The following is an 18,233-nucleotide window of genomic DNA, read 5'->3' on the forward strand; positions in this document are numbered from 1 at the left end:
GATGCACCCTAATGCGCCGAATTCTGCCGGACTTTGACCGGGATCAAAGAGACCAATGGTCGCAGCGTTTTGTTTTTGCCTGTTTTGTAGGCATTTCGGACAATGTGCCGCAGGCGGGGCCGGGTTCAGACGGTCGTCGCGGGGAAAAGCGGGATGTGATGGGGGGTGGTGCCGAGATCCTCGCGCCGGTGGCTGACGATCAGGATGCCGGCTTCGGGCAGCAGCCGGCGCAGGCCGGTCAGGACCCGATGCGCGGTGGCGGGGTCCAGCCCCTCGGTCGGTTCGTCGAGGAGCAGCACCTTGGGCGCGCGCAGGATCGCGCGGGCAAGGCACAGCCGCCGGCTCTGGCCGCCCGACAGGCCCGATCCGCCCGCGCCGAGCCGGGTGTCGAGCCCGCCCCGCGCCCGCAGCACCGCGCCAAGGGCGAGGGTGTCGAGCACTTCCCACGCGCGGGCCTCGTCCAGCGCCGTGCCTTGGGGCAGGGCGAGCGACAGGTTTTCCCGCACCGTCCCCGCGATCAGCGCCGAGCGTTGCGGCACCAGCGTCAGGATATCGCGCAGCTCCGCCTCGGGCCAGTCGGCGATGGCATGGCCCATCAGGCGCGCGGCGCCGGCATCGGGTGCGATCAGCCCGGCCAGAATGGACAGCAGCGTCGATTTCCCTGCGCCCGAAGGGCCGGTCAGCAGCAATGTCTCCCCCCGCTGCAGGGTGAAGCTGACCGGCGCGAAAATGTCGCGCGCCGCGCCCGCGCGGCGGCAGGTCAGCGCCTCGACCGACAGCAGCGGCGCCCCCGGCACGGGATCGGCCCGCCGCGCCGGTGCCGGGCGGGCAGGGGTGCTCGCCAGCGCCATGACCCGGACGGCGGCGCTTTCCATCCGGCCCAGTTCCGCCAGACCTCGGCGCAGAAGTGCCATCCCCTCGCCAAGCGCGAGCGCCGCGAAAAAGCCGATGGCCGCCGTCGCGGGCGTGATCGCACCTTGTTGCGCCTGCATCCCGCCGACGGCCAGCGCCGCCGCCGCCGCGGCCGCCGTGGTCATCGACAGCGCCGCACCGCCCGCGCGATCCACCCGTTCCAGCCCGTTGCGCTGCCGTGCCGAGGCATCTATGGCGGCCGTCACCCCGGCCTCGCGGTGCAGCAAGGCGCCGGCCACCGCCAGATCGGCGCGGCTCTGCGCCAGATCGAGCGTGCGGGCGCGCAGGTCCTGCAGCGCGGTTTCATCGGCCTCGGCCACCGCACGGGCATTGCGCGCCGTCGCGCGCAGCGCCACTCCGCCGCCGAGGAGGAAGACCGCCAGCACCGCCGTCGCGACCGGCAGCGACACCAGCCACCACAGCAGCGCGAAGGCCCCGCCCAGCACCACCGTGACCGAGATCGCCGGCAGCACCAGCCGCAACAGCAGCCCGTCCAGCGCATCGACATCCGAGGTCAGCCGGTTCAGCGCCTCGGCCCCCCGCAGGCGGGTCTGCGCCTCATAGGGCAGCCGCGTCACCCCGCCGTAAAGCCGCCCGCGCAGCATCGCCAGCGCATGGAGCGTGGCGTCATGCGTCAGCATCCGTTCCCCGTAGCGCGCGCCCGCGCGGCCAAGCGCGAGGAACCGCACCCCGGCCGAGGGACGGAAGAAGTCGAAGCCGATGCCGATCCCGGCGATGCCCGCTGCCGCCGAGGCGGTGACGAACCAGCCCGACAGGCCCAGAAGCGCCGCCCCCATCGCCAGCACGGTGACGCCAAGCGCCGCGCCGCGCAGGAAGGCCTTGGGGCTATCGCGGAAGATCCGCCATGCGAGGTGCAGAAGAACGGTCATTGCGCGGCCTCCGCTTCGGTATCCGGCGTCTGCGGCGCGATCTCCAGCACCTGCTCCATCGCCGCCAGAACGCGCGGGTCGTGGCTCGCGACGATCAGCGCCGCGCCGATGTCGCGCAGGGTCATCAGCCCTGCCAGCACCGCATCCGCGGTATCGGGGTCCAGATCGGCCGTCGGCTCATCGGCAAGGATCAGCCGCGCCCCGGCGTGATGGGCGCGCGCGATCATCAGCCGCCGCGCCTCGCCCCCCGAAACGCCGCCGCCCAGATCGCCGAGCCGCGCCGACAGGCCACCGGGCAGGGCGGCGATGATATCTTCGGCCCGCGCCGCGCGCAAAGCCGCCGCCAGATCGCCCGGGCGGCCAAGGGTCAGCGCCTCGGACAAAGGCGCGTCGATGAAGCGCGGGGTCTGCGGCAGCCAGCCGATCCCGGCGCGGATCCGGTCGGCGGTCTCGTCGTCCAGCACGACATCGCCCCAGCGGATCTCGCCGCTTTCGGCGCGGATCAGCCCGCCGAGCGCGGCCAGCAGCGTGGTCTTGCCCGCGCCCGATGGCCCCTTGATGCCAAGCGCCCCTCCGGGGGCGACCATGGCGTCCGGGAAATGCAGGGGCGGGGCCTCCGGTCCCGGCCGCACCGTCAGCCCGTGCCAGCCGAAAGGCGCGGGGGGCAGCGGCTCCGCCGCCGCGCCATGCCCGAGGATGGTGCCCGAAGCCGCGATGGCGCGTTGCGCCTCGCCGGCCTCTTCGGCCACCGCCTGCGCGGAAACGCGGTCATGCCAGGCCGCCGCCAGATCGCGCAGGGGCTGAAAGAATTCCGGCGCGATCATCAGCAGGAAGATCCCCGCCTCGACCGACAGCGGCCCGCCCCAGGCGCCAAAGCGGATCTCGCCCAGCAGGGCAAAGCCCACATAGACCGCGACCATCGCCACCCCGAGCGCCGAGAACAGTTCGAGCACGGTCGAGGACAGGAACGCCACCGCCAGCACCTTCATCGTGCGCTGGTGCAGCCCGTCCGAGGCCGTGGCCAGATCCGCGCCCGCCCGCGCCTCGGCCCCCAGCAGGCGCAGATCGGCGATGGCGGCGATACGGTCGGCCAGCAGCACGTTGAGCGAGCCGATTTCCGACATCTGCCGCTCGGACGCCTCCTTGGCCGCCATGCCGACCAGCGCCATGAAGACCGGGATCAGCGGCCCCGCGACAAAGAGGACGATCGCCGCCGCCCAGCTGAAATAGGCCGTCAGCGCCAGCAGCACGACGGGCACGATCCGCGCCCGGGTCATCGCCGGCTGATAGCGCGCGGCCCAGGGGGCGAGCATCACCGCCTTTTCGGCGGCAAGGCTGGCAAGCTCCGCCGGGGCCGGGCGATCCGCGCGCGGGGTCTGCCGCGCGGCGGAGGTGAGCTGCAACCGCACATCGGCGACCAGCCGGTTCGCCGCCCGCTGCGCAAGCCGCCCCGCCAGCGCGTCGAGCCCCGCCCGCACCGCTGCCAGCGCCAGAAACACCAGCGCCGCCGCGACCGGCGACAGCACGGCCTGCCCGCTGACCAGCCCGCCGATCGCCAGCGCCGCGACGGCCGCCTGACCGGCCCAGAGACATTCCGAAACGGCGGACAGCCATCCCGCGCGCCGCAGGGCGGGCGCGATCGGGGCGGCAAGCCGGCGCAGCGCGGCCTCGGCCGGAGAGACGGGGCGGCGCTTGCGTTGGGTCTGGTCGGTCATCTGGCGGCTGGCTCCTTCGCGCGCTGTGCTAGCCCATCGCGGCACCCGCGCAAAGGGGGGCGCGGCGATCCGCCCCGCGGGGTCAGAACCACTGACCGGGCTCCATCAGGCCAAGATCCATGAGCTGCTGGCCGCACCATTCGAACCGCACCGAATTGTACCAGCGGAAATCGGTGACGGCAAAGCTGGAGGCCGGGTTGTATTTCAGCCCCTTCGCCGCCCGGAAAGAGGCCACCGCCGCCGTCAGGTTGTGATGCCAGGGGCAGGCATAGGTGTTGTATTCCTCGATGTTGAACGTGTGATCGGGCCGCAGTTCCAGCCCCGGCGCCGCGCGGAACAGGGAAATGCGGTCGATGCGGCGCTGACGCGGCGCGACATGTTCCTCGAACCGCCAGCGCAGCCCGCCGAAGAAATCGAGCTGCCGTTCCTTCGGATGGCCGTGATTGGCGGGATCGGGGCGGGCAAGCGCGTAATAGCCCGCGCGGTCCAGCATCGCCGCGCGCAGGTTCACCCCGTTCGGGTCAAGCGCCAGATCGGGGGCGTAGAGGTCGATCACATAGGTCAGCATCGCCGGGCGCCGTTCCTCGGTATGGAAGGCGAGCATCTCGCGCACGGTGCGCGTTTCGCAAAACGGGTAGAAGAGGTATTCGGCATTGTAGCCGTAATACATCCATGTCCCTTGCGGTACCGCGGCGATGAGCGGATTGACCGTGGCGGTCAGCGCATCCGGCGCGCGCATGGTGTGATGGATGTGATGCACGGCGTCCGCCAGATCCCCGGGCAGCCCCAGATCGGCCGGCGCCAGCAGCAGGACCGTGCGGAACCCGGCGTCCAGATGATGGCGGATCGTGCTTTCCACCTCGACGCGATCCTCGACCAGGATCAGCGCCACGGGGCCTTTCGCCCGCCGCAGCACCCGCTGATCCAGAAATGCCTCGAGCGACGGGTAATTCATGGTATTGATGCCCTGTGTCCGGCTCCGTTGCCGCAAGATTGGCGATCGCGCCGGCGAATGCAACCGGGGGGTGCGGTGGACCGGTTGCGTCGCACCCGTCTTTTGCCGTATCACGCAGCCTTGCAAACCGTCGGGGGAAGCCATGCCGGACGCCGTGAAGAAGCTGCACATCAAGACCTACGGCTGTCAGATGAACGTCTATGACAGCGAGCGCATGGCCGAGGCCATGGGCGCGCAGGGCTATGTGCTGACCGATGATCCGGCGCAGGCCGACATGGTTCTGCTGAACACCTGCCACATCCGGGAAAAGGCCGCCGAGAAGGTCTATTCCGACCTCGGCCGCCTGCGCCCGTTCAAGGAGGCGAAACCGGATCTGCGGATCGGCGTCGCCGGCTGCGTGGCGCAGGCCGAGGGCGCCGAGATCATGCGCCGCATGCCTCTGGTCGATCTGGTGGTCGGCTCGCAGAACTACCACCGCCTGCCGGACATGGTCGCCGCCGTCGCGCGCGGCGAACGGCCCGTCGACACCGAATTCCCGATCGAGGACAAGTTCGACAAGCTGCCCGAGCGGCCCGCGACCGGCCGCCCCACCGCCTTCCTGACGGTGCAGGAGGGCTGCGACAAATTCTGCGCCTTCTGCGTCGTGCCCTATACCCGCGGCGCCGAGGTCAGCCGCCCGGTCGAGCGGATCCTGACCGAGGCGCGCAAGCTGGTCGACAGGGGCGTGTCCGAGATCACGCTGCTCGGCCAGAACGTCAACGGCTATCACGGCGCCGGCGCGGACGGAACCTGGGGGCTTGGCCGTCTGGTGCGCGCGCTGGCGGCGATCGAGGGGCTGGAACGCATCCGCTACACCACCTCGCATCCGAACGACATGTCGGACGAACTGATCGAGGCCCATGCCGACGAACCCAAGCTGATGCCCTATCTACATCTGCCGGTGCAGTCGGGGTCTGACCGGATCCTGAAGCTGATGAACCGCCATCACACCGCCGAACACTATCTGCGGCTGATCGAGCGTATCCGCGCCGCGCGGCCGGACATGATGCTGTCGTCGGATTTCATCGTCGGCTTCCCCGGTGAAACCGATCAGGACCACCGCGACACGCTGGCGCTGATCGAGGCGGTGGGCTACGGCTCGGCCTTCTCCTTCAAATATTCGCCGCGCCCCGGCACCCCGGCGGCCGAGCGTGCGGGCGTCGATTCCGACGTGGCCGATGCCCGGTTGCAGGAGTTGCAGGCGCTCATCACCCGCCAGCAGCGCGCCGCGCAGGAGGCGATGGTGGGCCGCGAGGTCGGCGTCCTTTTCGAAAAGGCCGGGCGGATGCCGGGCCAGTGGGTCGGCAAGTCGGACTACCTCCATTCGGTCTTCGTCAGCGCCGAGGAACCGATGCAGGGGCGGATCGCGCGCGTCCGAATCACCGCGAGCGCGCCGAACTCCCTTGCCGGCGAACTGATCCGGTAAATCCCGCATCTCCACCGTCCCCCCGCATCGGAGTCGTATCCGCGCGCCCTGTCGCGCGGAGACCGCTCCTGTCCGCCTCGCTCCGGCATGTCTGCGGAAAATGAAGGCACCTTCATTCTTCCCTAAATATCCCGGGGGTGAGCCCGGAACGGGCGAGGGGGCTGGCCCCCTGCGCGCTCTCCACATGCGGATCCCTCTTCATGAGGCCCCGCCTCCGGTCCCCTCATCCCCATCCTGCTTGAAAAACGGGCAGGCCGCCCCAATCTTGGTGCGAATGGCGAAAATCATGACCGTTTGGTGAAATCTCAGCCCGGCCGCGATTCATCCGAAACCAGTGCTTGCGTGAACGGAAGGTGCAGGGCACCATATCTTTACCCAAGCCAGCCAAGGGAGACGTTATTGGGCTTCAGCGCGATCACACCCCCGCCTCGCTCTCAAGAGACATTCGAAGCGCTTCTTGAATTCCCCGACAACCGGCTGTTGATCGACCTGTGCGGCCAATTCGACCGCAATCTGGCCCAGATCGAGCATAAACTCTCGGTCCATATCCTGCGACGGGGCAACCAGCTTGCCATCGTCGGCGCGCCCGAGGCGCAGATGCAGGCGCAGGGCGTGTTGCATTCGCTCTATCAGCGGCTGGAACAGGGCAAGCCGATCGACGCCGGTGAAATCGACGCGGCGATCCGCATGGCGGATCTGGGCAATGCCGGGATGACCGTGGACGAACAGCTCGAAATGTTCGCGGCCGGCAAATACGAAATCCGCACCCGCAAGAAGCAGGTCCAGCCCCGGACCGAGGCGCAGAAGGCCTATGTGCGTTCGCTGTTCGAGAACGAGCTGTGCTTCGGCATCGGCCCGGCGGGCACCGGCAAGACCTATCTGGCCGTCGCCGTGGGCGTCACCATGCTGATCGGCGGGCATGTCGACAAGATCATCCTGTCGCGTCCGGCCGTCGAGGCGGGCGAGCGTCTGGGCTTCCTGCCCGGCGACATGAAGGAGAAGGTCGATCCCTACATGCAGCCGCTCTATGACGCGCTGAACGACTTCCTTCCGGCGAAGCAGATGCAGAAGCTGATGGAGGAAAAGCGGATCGAGATCGCGCCCTTGGCCTTCATGCGGGGCCGCACGCTGGCCAATGCCTTCGTCGTGCTCGACGAGGCGCAGAACGCCACGACCATGCAGATGAAGATGTTCCTGACCCGTCTGGGGCAGGGCTCGCGCATGGTCATCACCGGCGACCGCAGCCAGATCGACCTGCCGCGCGGGGTGGCCTCGGGCCTGCATGACGCGGAGCGGATCCTTGAGGGCGTGAAGGGCATCGCCTTCAACTACTTCACCGCGGCGGATGTCGTGCGTCACCCCCTTGTGGCGCGCATCATCGACGCTTATGACCGCGCCGATGGAGCCGCTGGTTGATATCATCATCGAGGACCAGCGCTGGAATGGCATCGACCTTCCGGCGCTGGCCGAACGTGCCGCCTTGGCGGTGTTCGAGGATCAGGGCCTTGATCCCACGCTGTTCGAGGTCAGCCTGCTCGCCTGCGACGACGCCCGCATCACCGTCCTGAACGGCGAATTCCGCGACAAGCCGAAGCCCACCAACGTGCTGAGCTGGCCCGCCGAGGACCTTGCCGCCGAGGACGAAGGTGGCCGTCCCGACGCGCCCGAACCCTTCCTGCCCGATGAACGCGAATCGATCGGCGACATCGCTATCGCGTGGGAGACGTGCCAGCGCGAGGCGGAAGAAGGCCAAAAGCCGCTTGCCGACCATGTGACCCATCTGATCGTGCATGGAATTCTGCATCTTCTCGGATATGATCATGTCCGGGAGGGGGATGCCCTGTTGATGGAGGGGACCGAAATCAGGGTCCTTGACCGGATGGGGATATCCGACCCATATGATATGTGATGCGGCAATTATCGCCGTGTGATCTGGAAAGGACAAATGGGACAAGTCGCTGACGGAGCAAGCTCCGCCACCGCGCCCTCGTCGGACCTCGACGCGGGCGACAGTTCATCCGAACCTCACTCGCGTGGGTTCATCGGACGCATTCTTGGCGCCTTGGGCGCCTCTTCCCTTGCGGATAATGATTCGGCGGAACCCGACCCATCGGCGCAGAGCGCGCGGGTGACGGGCCATCCCGGCCTTGGCAACCTGCGGCATATGCGCGTGGGCGATGTTGCCGTGCCGAAGGTCGAGATCGTCGCCGTTCCCGTCACCATCACTCGGGACGAGCTGGTCGAGGTCTTCCGCAACGAGGGGTATTCGCGCCTGCCGGTTTTCAAGGGTACGCTGGATACGCCGCTGGGTCTGGTTCACCTCAAGGATCTGGCGCTGGAATACGGCTTCGGCAATCCCGGGGGCCGGTTCTCGGTGCGCAAGCTGCTGCGGCCGCTGCTTTACGTGCCGCCGTCGATGCCGATCGGGGTGCTTTTGCAAAAGATGCAGGTGCAGCGCATCCACATGGCGCTGGTGATCGACGAATACGGCGGGGTCGACGGGCTCGTGACGCTGGAGGACCTGATCGAACAGGTCATCGGCGAGATCGAGGACGAACACGACGAGGCCGAGGGCGGTTACTGGAAGCTTGAAAAGCCCGGCCAATGGGTGGTGCAGGCGCGCGCCCCGGTCAAGGATTTCGAGGCCGAGATCGGCATGGCGCTGGCCGAACCCGAGGAAGAGCAGGAAATCGATTCGATGGGCGGGCTCGTCTTCATGCAGATCGGCCGCGTTCCCGCGCGGGGCGAGGTGATCAAGGGCGAGAACGGCGTCGAATACGAAATCATCGACGCCGATCCGCGCCGGATCAAGCGCATGCGGGTGCGTCTGCCCGGCGTCGCCCCGGCCGAGTGACCGCGTGAACGCATGAAACTGCGGCTGCCCCCATTCCTGCGCATGCGTCCGCGATGGACCGTGCTTTCGGGGGCGGCCGCGCTTGGCGCCGTTGCGGCACTGGGGCAGGCGCCCTTTGGCCTCTGGTTTCTGGCGCTTCCGGCGCTGAGCGGGCTGATCGCGCTGGCCGCGCGGTCCCGCGCGGGCTGGACGGGCTTTGCGGGCGGCTTCGGCTATGCGCTCGTCGCCATGTTCTGGATCGTCGAGCCGTTCATGGTGGAACCCGAGATCTACGGCTGGATGGCCCCCTTCGCGCTGGTGCTGATGGCGGCGGGGATGGGGCTGTTCTGGGCGCTTGGCTGCGGTCTGGGCGCGCGGTTCGTGCGCGGTCCCGCGGGGATCGCGGTGGGACTGGCGGCGATGGATGCGCTGCGGTCCTATGTCTTCACCGGCTTTCCCTGGGTTCTGTTCGGCCATATCTGGATCGGCACGCCGGTCGCGCAGCTTGCCGCATGGATCGGGCCGATCGGGCTGAGCCTGCTGACGCTGGCGCTGGCCGCGCTGCCATGGGTTCTGGGGCGCAGGGCGGGGACGGGGCTGGCGGTTCTGGTTCTGGCCGGAGCATGGGGCACAGGTGCGCTGCGGCTGGCGGCGCCCGAGGCTCCGCGTCCCGATCCCGTGCATCTGCGGCTGGTGCAGCCCGATGCGACGCAGGCGCTGAAATGGGATCCGGACCATCAGCTTGAATTCTTCTACCGCCATCTCGACCTGACGGCGCAGGATCCGGCCCCCGGCCAGCCGCGCCCCGATCTGGTGATCTGGCCGGAAACGGCGGTGCCCTTCCTTCTCAACCGCGCCGGACAAGGGATTGAGATGATTGCGAATGCCGCGCAGGGCGCACCTGTCGCCCTTGGCATCCAGCGATCCGAGGACATGCGCTATTTCAACAGCCTCGCGGTGATCGGGCCGGATGCGCGGATCGAGGATGTCTACGACAAGGTGCATCTGGTGCCCTTCGGCGAATATATCCCCTATGGCGATCTGATGGCCAAGATCGGCATCGGCGCCTTTGCCGCGCAGCAGGGCAACGGCTATACGCCGGGCAAGGCGGAAACCCTGCTGGATCTTGGCCGGCTTGGCCGGGTCGCGCCGCTGATCTGCTATGAATCGATCTTTCCGCAGGATATCCGGCGGGTGCCCGGGCGGCCCGACTGGATCATGCTGGTGACGAACGACGCCTGGTTCGGCAATATCTCGGGTCCGTGGCAGCATCTGGCGCAGGCGCGGCTGATCGCCATCGAATTCGGCCTGCCGGTGGCGCGGGCGGCGAATACCGGCGTCAGCGCGATGATCGACGCCAAGGGGCGCGTGACGGCGGAACTGGGGATGAACCGGCAGGGCGTGATCGACGCCGTGCTGCCACCCTCGCTGCCCGAAACGCTTTACGCGCGGACCGGCGACTGGCCCGCCATCGTGCTGATCGCATTCCTCGCCTGCGCAATTCCGTCATTCAGGCGCAACAATCGCGTTGACCGCGTGTCCGGGCGGGTCTAGCAAAGGTTCAACCGTCCCAACGGCTTCCTGACGGGACGGGGGTAGAACCAATGGAGCACTCCCCATGTCCCGACAGAACTATGTTTTCACCTCCGAATCCGTTTCGGAAGGGCACCCCGACAAGGTCTGCGACCGGATCTCGGATGCCGTTCTGGACGCGCTGATCGCCGAGGAACCCAATGCCCGCGTTGCCTGCGAAACCTTCGCCACGACCAATCAGGTCGTCGTCGGGGGGGAGGTCGGCCTGTCGGACAAGGCAAAGCTTGACGATTTCCTGCACCACGTCGATGGCATCGTGCGCGATTGCGTGCGCGACATCGGCTATGAACAGGAACATTTCCACTGGAAGACGCTGAAGTTCAGCAACTACCTGCACGCCCAATCCGCCCATATCAGCCAGGGCGTCGACAAGGACGGGGCGGGCGATCAGGGCATCATGTTCGGCTATGCGACGGACGAGACGCCCGAGCTGATGCCCGCGCCGATCCTTTACGCCCATGCGATCCTGCGCCGTCTGGCCGAGGTGCGCAAATCCGGGCAGGAACCCACGCTCGGCCCCGATGCCAAGTCGCAGCTTTCGGTGCGGTATGAGGGCGGCAAGCCCGTGGGCGTGACCTCGATCGTGCTCTCGACGCAGCACAAGTTCGAAAGCCAGACCTCGGCCGATATCCGTGCGATCGTCGAACCCTATATCCGCGAAACGCTGCCCGAGGGCTGGATCACCGACAAGACCGAATGGTGGGTGAACCCGACCGGCACCTTCGTCATCGGTGGCCCGGATGGCGATGCGGGGCTGACCGGGCGCAAGATCATCGTCGACACCTACGGCGGCGCGGCTCCGCATGGCGGTGGTGCCTTCTCCGGCAAGGATCCGACCAAGGTGGACCGCTCGGCGGCCTATGCGGCGCGCTATCTGGCGAAGAACGTGGTGGCGGCCGGGCTGGCGAAGCGCTGCCTCATTCAGGTCAGCTATGCGATCGGCGTGGCGAAGCCGCTGTCGATCTATGTCGACACCTACGGCACCGGCACCGTCCCGGATGAGGAAATCGAGCGGATCGTCGGCCAGTGCATGGACCTGACGCCGCGCGGCATCCGCACCCATCTGGACCTGAACAAGCCGATCTATGCCCGGACCTCGGCCTATGGCCATTTCGGCCGCGCGCCGGAGGCCGATGGCGGCTTCAGTTGGGAACGGACGGACTTGACGGATACGTTGAAGAACGCTCTATAAGGCATTGAAACGGGGCCGAAAGACCCCATTTCATTTACGCGGGCGGCAGTGGACCGCCAAGATCCAGCCCCTGATCCACCGCACCGATCCGGGCGGTGTCGATCCGCTGGCGGATGCCTTCATCCGCGATATCCTGCGTCCAGACCCCGGTCAGCGCATAGCGGATCCGGGGCGAGCGGCGGGCCTGTTCCTCCAGCCGGTCGATGACCGCGGCGCCGTGCTTCATCAGCAGATCCTCCAGCGGCCCGGCGGCGATCAGCCCGACCTGCCAGGCGTTTTCCGCCTTGCGCAGGGCGCGCAGGACAAAGGCCAAGAGCACTTCGGGATGGGCATCCAGCTCGAACACGCACAGATCCGACCAGGCCATTTCCTCGGGGTCGCCGTCATCCGTCCGATGGTCGGCCAGCCAGAGATCCGCCAGCGCCTCGACGGTATGGATGTCCTGCGGCGGCGAGGCGGCCTCGCACAGCCGGGTGATCAGATCCGGGGGAAGCGGCGTCATGCGCGCGATCCCCGAAGCGCGGCGGCGCGGGCGGCGATCATTTCGCCACCGCCTCGGTCTTTGCCCTTTCGGTGAGCGTGCCGATGACCGAGGACAGACCGTCGGTCGGGATGTCGATGCTGAACTGCTGCGGATTGTTCTGCGCGAAGAACAGCAGCTCGACCTTGTCCGCGGTCTGCACCGCGGCGAATTGTTCGGGGGTCGGTTCGGCGACGGCGCGGCATCCGTCGGGCAGGCAGACCTCATAGGCGACATTGACCGTCTGATCGCCATAGACCAGCCGGGCGCCGGGCTTGATCGCCGAGCCGAGCGGCAGCACCGCACCCAGAATACCGCCGCCATCCGGTTTCACCCCGACCACCAGGACGCCAAGGATCTGCTGCTGCTGCGCGCCCGTGGGGGAGGGTTGCTCCGACGGGCGGGTGACGACACGGGTGGCGAAACAGCCGCCGGGGATGCAGCTGGTCTGCCAGTCCTGCGCGGTCGTGTTGTCGGTCTGCGCCAGTGCCGGCGTCAGCCAGAGGCCGGACAGCGCGGCGCCGAGCGCGAGAATCTTGGCGGTGGTCATGGTCGAACTCCTCGTTCGCAACGGGGCAGGGGCGGAGTGTCCCGGCTTGCCTGCGGCGGATCATGCCCGCCCGTGCCGTCCGGCGCAAGGCCGGGTCACACAGGGTTCAGGGGCAGCGCAAGATCACTCCCGTGCCATCATTTTTCAATGAATATCCCGGGATGAGGCGGATCAGACATCCTGCCCGTGGAAGGATGTCCCGCCGAATGCCCGGCACGGGCGAGGGGGCGGCGCCCCCTATCCACCCGCGCATTGTTCAGGGATTGGCCCTATTGCAGCATTTCCTTGGTCGCGCTCAGCTTCACGCCTTCATAATCGCGCAGGACCCGGTCGATGTCCCATTGCAGGCGGGTCAGGAAAACCGTGTCGCCGTCATTGTCGATGGCGATGTGCTGCTTGTTGGCGTTGACCATCTTTTCGACCAGATCCTTCGGTCCATGCACCCAGCGGGCCGAGGTGAACTGCGAGGGTTCGAACCGCACGGGGATGCCGTATTCGATCTCGATCCGGCTGGCGAGAACCTCGAATTGCAGCGCGCCGACGACACCGACGATGAAGCCCGAGCCGATGGCGGGTTTGAACACCTTGGCGGCGCCCTCCTCGGCGAATTGCATCAGCGCCTTTTCCAGATGCTTGGCCTTCATCGGGTCGGTCGCGCGCACCGATTGCAGCAGTTCCGGCGCGAAAGAGGGGATACCGGTGAAGCGCAGCACCTCGCCTTCGGTCAACGCGTCGCCGATGCGGAGCTGGCCGTGGTTCGGGATGCCGATGATGTCGCCCGCCCAGGCCTCTTCCGCCAGTTCGCGGTCGGAGGCGAGGAACAGCACCGGGCTGGTGATCGACATCGGCTTTTTCGAGCGCACATGCAGCAGCTTCATGCCCCGTTCGAAATGGCCCGAGGCGAGCCGGACGAAGGCCACCCGGTCGCGGTGCTTCGGGTCCATGTTCGCCTGCACCTTGAAGACGAAGCCGGTGACGGCCTTTTCCTGCGGGTAGACGACGCGCTCGGCGGCGGGCTGGGGCTGCGGCTCGGGGCCGTATTTGCCGATGCCGTCCATCAGCTCCTTCACGCCGAAGGAATTGATCGCCGAGCCGAACCAGATCGGCGTCATCGACCCTTCGAGGAAGCGGTCGCGGTCGAGCGCGGGCAGCAATTCGCGCGCCATCGCCACTTCTTCGCGCAGCTTCGCCAGCAGATCGGCCGGGATGTGGGTTTCCAGCAGCGGATCGTCGAGGCCCCTGATTTCCACCGATTCCGCCACGCGGTTGCGGTCGGCGCGGTCCATCAGTTCCAGCCGGTCGTTCAGCAGGTCGTAACAGCCAAGGAATTCGCGCCCCGAGCCGATCGGCCAGCTTGCGGGCGACACGTCGATGGCGAGGTTTTCCTGAATCTCGTCGATGATCTCGAACGTGTCGCGCGCCTCACGGTCCATCTTGTTGCAGAAGGTCACGATCGGCAGGTCGCGCAGGCGGCAGACCTCGAACAGCTTGCGGGTCTGGCTTTCGACGCCCTTGGCCCCGTCGATCACCATCACCGCGGTGTCGACGGCGGTGAGTGTGCGGTAAGTGTCCTCGGAGAAGTCCGAGTGGCCGGGCGTGTCGACGAGGTTGAAGCGGTATTCCCGGAAGTCGAACGACATCGCCGAGGCCGAGACCGAGATACCCCGGTCCTGCTCCAGCTTCATGAAGTCCGAGCGCGTGCGCCGCGCCTCGCCCTTCGCCCGGACCTGACCGGCCATCTGGATCGCGCCGCCGAAAAGCAGGAACTTTTCGGTCAGCGTGGTCTTGCCGGCGTCCGGGTGCGCGATGATCGCGAAGGTCCGGCGGCGTGCGATTTCGGGCGGAAGGGGGGCAGCGTTTGTCATGGCCAGCGCTTTAGCCTGCGGGCGGGCGTTCGGCAATGGGGTTGGTCCGGTGGTGAGGGCGGGAAGCGGGGGGCGCTGCCCCCCGGTCCGGCGGTGGTTCCTGTGGCGCGGCGCCGCCTGCCCCCCGGGATATTTATGGAAAAACGACGGACAGGGAGCGGGCAGGCGACAGAGGAGCTGGCAGCAGGCGCGATCAGATTGGGGGGAGACCGGATCGCGCGCCGTGGGATGACGTTCCGGCGCGGTCAGGCTGGCGCGCGCGATCAGATTGGGGCGCGGTCAGGCGCGGGCGGCGTCGTCGAGGCGCAGCTGCGCCTTGCGCCGTCCGCCCCAGGTGTTGATCTCGAGCTTGCCGGCGAGATGGAAGCGGGTGGCGCCGCCTTCGGTCAATGCCGGGCCGAGGGGGCCGTCGAAGGCGCCGAAGGCCACCGCCTCGATCCGCGCGCCCATGCCGTCGCCGAGGTTGAAGCGCAGGTGGCTTTTGCCGATCCGGCGCGCGCCGGTGATCTCCATCGCCGCGAAGGCGAAACGCGGCGCAGGAGCGCCTTGGCCGAAGGGGCCGGCGCGTTCCAGATCCTCGATCAGTTCGGGGCGGACGGCGCCGGGCATCAGCAGTCCGTCGAGCCGCAGGTCGCGCGGGCCGTCGATCCCCGCGCCCTGTTTCGCCAGAAGCTCGGCGAGGCGGGCCATCGCGGGTTCGATCTTGTCGGCCTCGACCGTCAGGCCCGCCGCCATCTTGTGGCCGCCGCCTTTGAGGAGCAGCCCCTCGGCCGCGACGCGATGGACGGCGGCGCCGAGGTCCACCCCGGCGACGGAACGCGCGGAGCCCTTGCCGATGCCGTTTTCCACGCCGATCACCACGGCGGGGCGGTTCGTCGCCTCTTTCATCCGGGCGGCGACGATGCCGACGACACCCGGATGCCAGCCGTTCCCCGCCGCCCAGACGAGGGGGGCTTCAAATCCGCGGGCCTCGGCCTGCGCAAGGGCTGCGTCGCGGACGCGGTTCTCGATCTCGCGCCGTTCGGAATTGAGCTGGTCGAGCCGGGCGGCGATGGCCTCGGCCTCGGCCCGGTCGGCGGTGGCAAGCAGCCGCGCGCCCAGATCCGCGGCACCGATCCGGCCGCCCGCGTTCACGCGGGGGCCGAGCACGAAGCCCAGATGATAGGCGCTTGGCGCCGCGTCGAGCCGCGAGACATCGGACAGCGCCACCAGCCCCGGCCGTTCGCGCCGCGCCATGATCTTCAGCCCCTGCCGCACCAGCGCCCGGTTCACCCCGACAAGCGGCGCCACATCGGCCACCGTCGCCAGCGCCACGAGGTCCAGAAGCGCCATCAGATCGGGGCCGCGCACGCCATCGGCACGCATCTGCCGGTTCGCCTCGACCAGCATCAGGAAGACCACGGAGGCCGCGCAGAGAAAGCCCAGATCGCCGGTTTCGTCCTGCCGGTTCGGATTCACCACGGCCAGCGCCTCGGGCAGCGTCTCGGCGCCCAGGTGATGGTCGAGGATCACCACATCCGCGGGCTTCGCCGCCGCCACGGGCTCAAAGCTGAGCGTGCCGCAGTCGACGCAGACGATCAGGTTGTGGTCGCGCGCCAGCGCCTGCATCGCGGGCACGTTCGGGCCGTAGCCCTCATCGATCCGGTCGGGGATGTAGAGCGTCGCCTGCCGCCCCATGGCGCGCAGCCAGCTGAGCAGCAGCGCCGCCGACGATCCGCCATCCACGTCGTAATCGGCGAAGACGGCGATCCTTTCGTTCGACTTCACCGCCTTGACGAAGCGCGCGGCGGCCTTTTCCATATCCTTCAGCCGGTGCGGGTCGGGCAGAAGCTCGCGCAGCGTGGGTTCGAGGAAACCGGTCGCCTCTTCGGGCGCGACCCCGCGCGCGACCAGCACGCGGGCAAGCGGCAGGGGCAGGCGGGTGTCGCGGGCCATCGCCTCGGCCAGCCGGTCGGCCTCGGCCGAGGGGCCGGTCCAGCGCCGGCCGGTCAGCGATTGTTCGACATCGAGGAAAGCATTCATGCCGCCTCCTTAATCGAACGGAACGCCTGCCGCCACCCATTTGCGCGGCCTCTGGCAAGTCGCGCGTCCTGCCCCTATGCTCCGCCCGAAACCGGAGCCCGCCATGACCCGATCGCACCTGTGCCTTGCCCTTCTGTTGCCCCTGTCGGGGGCGGTCCTTGCCGGTTGCGGGGGCGGCGGGGAGTATCCCGCGCTGGTGCCGATGCAGGATATCCTGCAAGACGATGCGCAGGTCGACCCCGATCCCGCGCCCGAGTTGCAGGCACGGGCGGCGGCGCTTGGCGCGCGGGCGGATGCGCTGCGCCGGGCGGAGCCTTGAGCATCGCACTTTCGCGCCGCGCCGCCGTTGCAAGCCGCGCGCCTTCGGGCTAACAGGGCGCGAGTTCTGACCCCTGTCCATGAGGTTTCCATGTCGTCCGTGCCCGAAGTATCGCCGCTCCGTCTTGGTATCGCGGGGCTCGGCACCGTGGGCATTGGCACCGTCCGCATCGTGCAGGAACATGCGGCGCTGATCGCCGCGCGCACCGGGCGTGCGGTGACGATCTCGGCCGTCTGCGCGCGCGATCCGCGCAAGAACCGCGATGCGGATCTGTCGGGTTATGCTTGGGAAAGCGATGCGGTCGCGCTGGCCCTGCGCGATGATGTCGATGTCTTCGTCGAACTGATGGGCGGGCACGAGGGGGCGGCGAAGGCCGCGACCGAGGCCGCGCTGAAGGCCGGCAAGGATGTGGTGACGGCGAACAAGGCGCTGCTGGCCCATCACGGGCAGGCGCTGGCCGAGCTGGCGGAAGGCGCTGGCCGCGTGATCCGGTTCGAGGCTGCCGTCGCCGGCGGCATCCCGGTGATCAAGACCCTGACCGAGGGCCTTGCGGGCAATGCGATCCGCCGGGTGATGGGGGTGATGAACGGCACCTGCAACTATATCCTGACGCGGATGGAAAGCGCGGGCCTGCCCTACGAGACGGTCTTTGAGGAAGCGCGGCAGCTGGGCTATCTGGAGGCGGACCCGACGCTTGACGTGGGCGGGATCGACGCGGGGCACAAGCTTGCGATCCTTGCCGCGATCGCCTTTGGCACCAAGGTCAGCTTTGCCGGGGTGACGCTGGAGGGGATCGAGAAGATCTCGATCGACGATATCCGCCGCGCCGACGACATGGGCTACAAGATCAAGCTCTTGGGTGTTGCGCAGATGACCGGGCGGGGGCTGGAACAGCGGATGATGCCCTGCCTCGTGCCCGCGGCCTCGCCGCTGGGGCAGTTGCAGGGCGGCACCAACATGGTCGTGCTCGAAGGCGATGCGGTCGGGCAGATCGTGCTGCGCGGCCCGGGGGCGGGGGCGGGGCCGACGGCCTCGGCGGTGATGGCGGATGTGATCGACCTCGCACGCGGCGTGCGGCTGCCAGTCTTCGGCCAGCCGGCCACGACGCTGGCGGAACCCGAGGTCGCTGTGACCTCGACGCCCGCGCCCTATTATCTGCGGCTCGAACTCTTGGACAAGCCCGGCGCGCTGGCCAAGGTAGCGACGATTCTGGGCGAGGCGGGGGTGTCGATCTCGCGCCTGCGGCAGTATGGCCATTCCGACCAGACCGCCCCGGTGCTGATCGTCACGCACAAGACCACCCGCGATGCGATCGACCATGCGATCGGCAATCTGCCGTCGACCGGCGTGCTGGCGGGGGATATCGTCGCGCTGCGGATCGAAGAGGTCTGATCCGCGCCTT

Annotated in this window: 15 protein-coding genes and 1 riboswitch; of the genes, 8 read left to right on the forward strand and 7 right to left on the reverse strand. The window is 68.2% G+C overall.

Annotation, left to right across the window (positions count from 1 at the left end; all coding sequences use genetic code 11):
• Positions 1-125 precede the first annotated feature (125 nt).
• From D2T30_RS02595 to D2T30_RS02605, 3 genes are all read right to left on the reverse strand, one after another.
• Positions 126-1,802 carry an amino acid ABC transporter ATP-binding/permease protein gene (locus D2T30_RS02595; RefSeq protein ID WP_128207508.1) on the reverse strand — a complete coding sequence of 559 codons (1,677 nt, stop codon included), beginning with the start codon at positions 1,800-1,802 and terminating at the stop codon, positions 126-128.
• Positions 1,799-3,517 (reverse strand): ABC transporter ATP-binding protein/permease, encoded by a 1,719-nt coding sequence (locus D2T30_RS02600; protein ID WP_128207509.1) that lies wholly within the window; start codon positions 3,515-3,517, stop codon positions 1,799-1,801. The genes D2T30_RS02595 and D2T30_RS02600 overlap by 4 nt, the downstream gene beginning before the upstream one ends.
• Positions 3,518-3,599: 82 nt before the next feature.
• Positions 3,600-4,472 carry a glycosyltransferase family 2 protein gene (locus D2T30_RS02605; RefSeq protein ID WP_206612846.1) on the reverse strand — a complete coding sequence of 291 codons (873 nt, stop codon included), beginning with the start codon at positions 4,470-4,472 and terminating at the stop codon, positions 3,600-3,602.
• Between the two features lie 142 nt (positions 4,473-4,614).
• Here D2T30_RS02605 and miaB point away from each other — a divergent pair, with 142 nt between their 5' ends.
• The 6 genes from miaB (at position 4,615) to metK (ending at position 11,555) form a co-directional block, all read left to right on the forward strand.
• A complete protein-coding gene (gene miaB / locus D2T30_RS02610; protein WP_128207510.1) occupies positions 4,615-5,937 on the forward strand; it encodes a tRNA (N6-isopentenyl adenosine(37)-C2)-methylthiotransferase MiaB in 1,323 nt (440 codons plus the stop codon).
• Positions 5,938-6,336: 399 nt separating this feature from the next.
• A complete protein-coding gene (locus D2T30_RS02615; protein WP_164881662.1) occupies positions 6,337-7,353 on the forward strand; it encodes a PhoH family protein in 1,017 nt (338 codons plus the stop codon).
• Positions 7,337-7,846, forward strand: coding sequence for an rRNA maturation RNase YbeY (gene ybeY / locus D2T30_RS02620; RefSeq protein ID WP_128207511.1), 510 nt, complete (start codon positions 7,337-7,339; stop codon positions 7,844-7,846). The genes D2T30_RS02615 and ybeY overlap by 17 nt, the downstream gene beginning before the upstream one ends.
• A 36-nt stretch (positions 7,847-7,882) precedes the next feature.
• Positions 7,883-8,791 carry a hemolysin family protein gene (locus D2T30_RS02625; RefSeq protein WP_128180889.1) on the forward strand — a complete coding sequence of 303 codons (909 nt, stop codon included), beginning with the start codon at positions 7,883-7,885 and terminating at the stop codon, positions 8,789-8,791.
• Positions 8,792-8,803: 12 nt separating this feature from the next.
• A complete protein-coding gene (gene lnt, locus D2T30_RS02630; protein WP_241651179.1) occupies positions 8,804-10,324 on the forward strand; it encodes an apolipoprotein N-acyltransferase in 1,521 nt (506 codons plus the stop codon).
• Positions 10,325-10,332: 8 nt separating this feature from the next.
• Positions 10,333-10,382, forward strand: a riboswitch (SAM-SAH riboswitch).
• 6 nt (positions 10,383-10,388) lie between these two features.
• Positions 10,389-11,555 (forward strand): methionine adenosyltransferase, encoded by a 1,167-nt coding sequence (gene metK, locus D2T30_RS02635; protein WP_128207512.1) that lies wholly within the window; start codon positions 10,389-10,391, stop codon positions 11,553-11,555.
• 34 nt (positions 11,556-11,589) lie between these two features.
• On the opposite strand, the gene D2T30_RS02640 is transcribed toward metK, so the two are convergent.
• The 4 genes from D2T30_RS02640 to recJ all read right to left on the reverse strand — a co-directional run bounded on the left by D2T30_RS02640 (position 11,590) and on the right by recJ (position 16,512).
• Positions 11,590-12,057: a DUF6869 domain-containing protein gene (locus tag D2T30_RS02640; RefSeq protein ID WP_128207513.1), complete on the reverse strand. Its 468-nt coding sequence runs from the start codon at positions 12,055-12,057 to the stop codon at positions 11,590-11,592.
• Positions 12,058-12,094: 37 nt separating this feature from the next.
• Positions 12,095-12,625, reverse strand: a complete 531-nt coding sequence (locus D2T30_RS02645) for an invasion associated locus B family protein (RefSeq protein ID WP_128207514.1) — start codon at positions 12,623-12,625, stop codon at positions 12,095-12,097.
• Between the two features lie 269 nt (positions 12,626-12,894).
• Positions 12,895-14,490, reverse strand: a complete 1,596-nt coding sequence (locus tag D2T30_RS02650) for a peptide chain release factor 3 (protein ID WP_128207515.1) — start codon at positions 14,488-14,490, stop codon at positions 12,895-12,897.
• A 279-nt stretch (positions 14,491-14,769) separates the two neighbouring features.
• The gene (gene recJ / locus D2T30_RS02655) at positions 14,770-16,512 is read right to left on the reverse strand and encodes a single-stranded-DNA-specific exonuclease RecJ (protein ID WP_128207516.1); all 1,743 of its coding nucleotides are present in this window, start codon (positions 16,510-16,512) and stop codon (positions 14,770-14,772) included.
• A gap of 103 nt (positions 16,513-16,615) precedes the next feature.
• Between recJ and D2T30_RS02660 the strand changes: the two genes are divergently transcribed.
• Positions 16,616-16,831 (forward strand): hypothetical protein, encoded by a 216-nt coding sequence (locus D2T30_RS02660; protein WP_128207517.1) that lies wholly within the window; start codon positions 16,616-16,618, stop codon positions 16,829-16,831.
• Between the two features lie 90 nt (positions 16,832-16,921).
• On the forward strand, positions 16,922-18,223 hold the full coding sequence (locus D2T30_RS02665; RefSeq protein ID WP_128207518.1) for a homoserine dehydrogenase: 1,302 nt from the start codon (positions 16,922-16,924) through the stop codon (positions 18,221-18,223).
• Positions 18,224-18,233 lie beyond the last annotated feature (10 nt).

Source organism: Paenirhodobacter populi (genome assembly GCF_004022215.1).
GTDB classification, from domain to species: Bacteria; Pseudomonadota; Alphaproteobacteria; order Rhodobacterales; family Rhodobacteraceae; genus Rhodobacter; species Rhodobacter populi.

Excerpts from the sequence above, each read along its gene's own strand:
- D2T30_RS02665 (WP_128207518.1), top strand. The coding sequence starts at position 16,922 with ATGTCGTCCGTGCCCGAAGTATCGCCGCTCCGTCTTGGTATCGCGGGG.
- miaB (WP_128207510.1), top strand. The coding sequence starts at position 4,615 with ATGCCGGACGCCGTGAAGAAGCTGCACATCAAGACCTACGGCTGTCAG.
- D2T30_RS02660 (WP_128207517.1), top strand. The coding sequence starts at position 16,616 with ATGACCCGATCGCACCTGTGCCTTGCCCTTCTGTTGCCCCTGTCGGGG.
- D2T30_RS02640 (WP_128207513.1), bottom strand. The coding sequence starts at position 12,057 with ATGACGCCGCTTCCCCCGGATCTGATCACCCGGCTGTGCGAGGCCGCC.
- ybeY (WP_128207511.1), top strand. The coding sequence starts at position 7,337 with ATGGAGCCGCTGGTTGATATCATCATCGAGGACCAGCGCTGGAATGGC.
- D2T30_RS02600 (WP_128207509.1), bottom strand. The coding sequence starts at position 3,517 with ATGACCGACCAGACCCAACGCAAGCGCCGCCCCGTCTCTCCGGCCGAG.
- D2T30_RS02625 (WP_128180889.1), top strand. The coding sequence starts at position 7,883 with ATGGGACAAGTCGCTGACGGAGCAAGCTCCGCCACCGCGCCCTCGTCG.
- D2T30_RS02645 (WP_128207514.1), bottom strand. The coding sequence starts at position 12,625 with ATGACCACCGCCAAGATTCTCGCGCTCGGCGCCGCGCTGTCCGGCCTC.
- D2T30_RS02605 (WP_206612846.1), bottom strand. The coding sequence starts at position 4,472 with ATGAATTACCCGTCGCTCGAGGCATTTCTGGATCAGCGGGTGCTGCGG.
- recJ (WP_128207516.1), bottom strand. The coding sequence starts at position 16,512 with ATGAATGCTTTCCTCGATGTCGAACAATCGCTGACCGGCCGGCGCTGG.
- lnt (WP_241651179.1), top strand. The coding sequence starts at position 8,804 with ATGAAACTGCGGCTGCCCCCATTCCTGCGCATGCGTCCGCGATGGACC.
- D2T30_RS02650 (WP_128207515.1), bottom strand. The coding sequence starts at position 14,490 with ATGACAAACGCTGCCCCCCTTCCGCCCGAAATCGCACGCCGCCGGACC.
- metK (WP_128207512.1), top strand. The coding sequence starts at position 10,389 with ATGTCCCGACAGAACTATGTTTTCACCTCCGAATCCGTTTCGGAAGGG.
- D2T30_RS02595 (WP_128207508.1), bottom strand. The coding sequence starts at position 1,802 with ATGACCGTTCTTCTGCACCTCGCATGGCGGATCTTCCGCGATAGCCCC.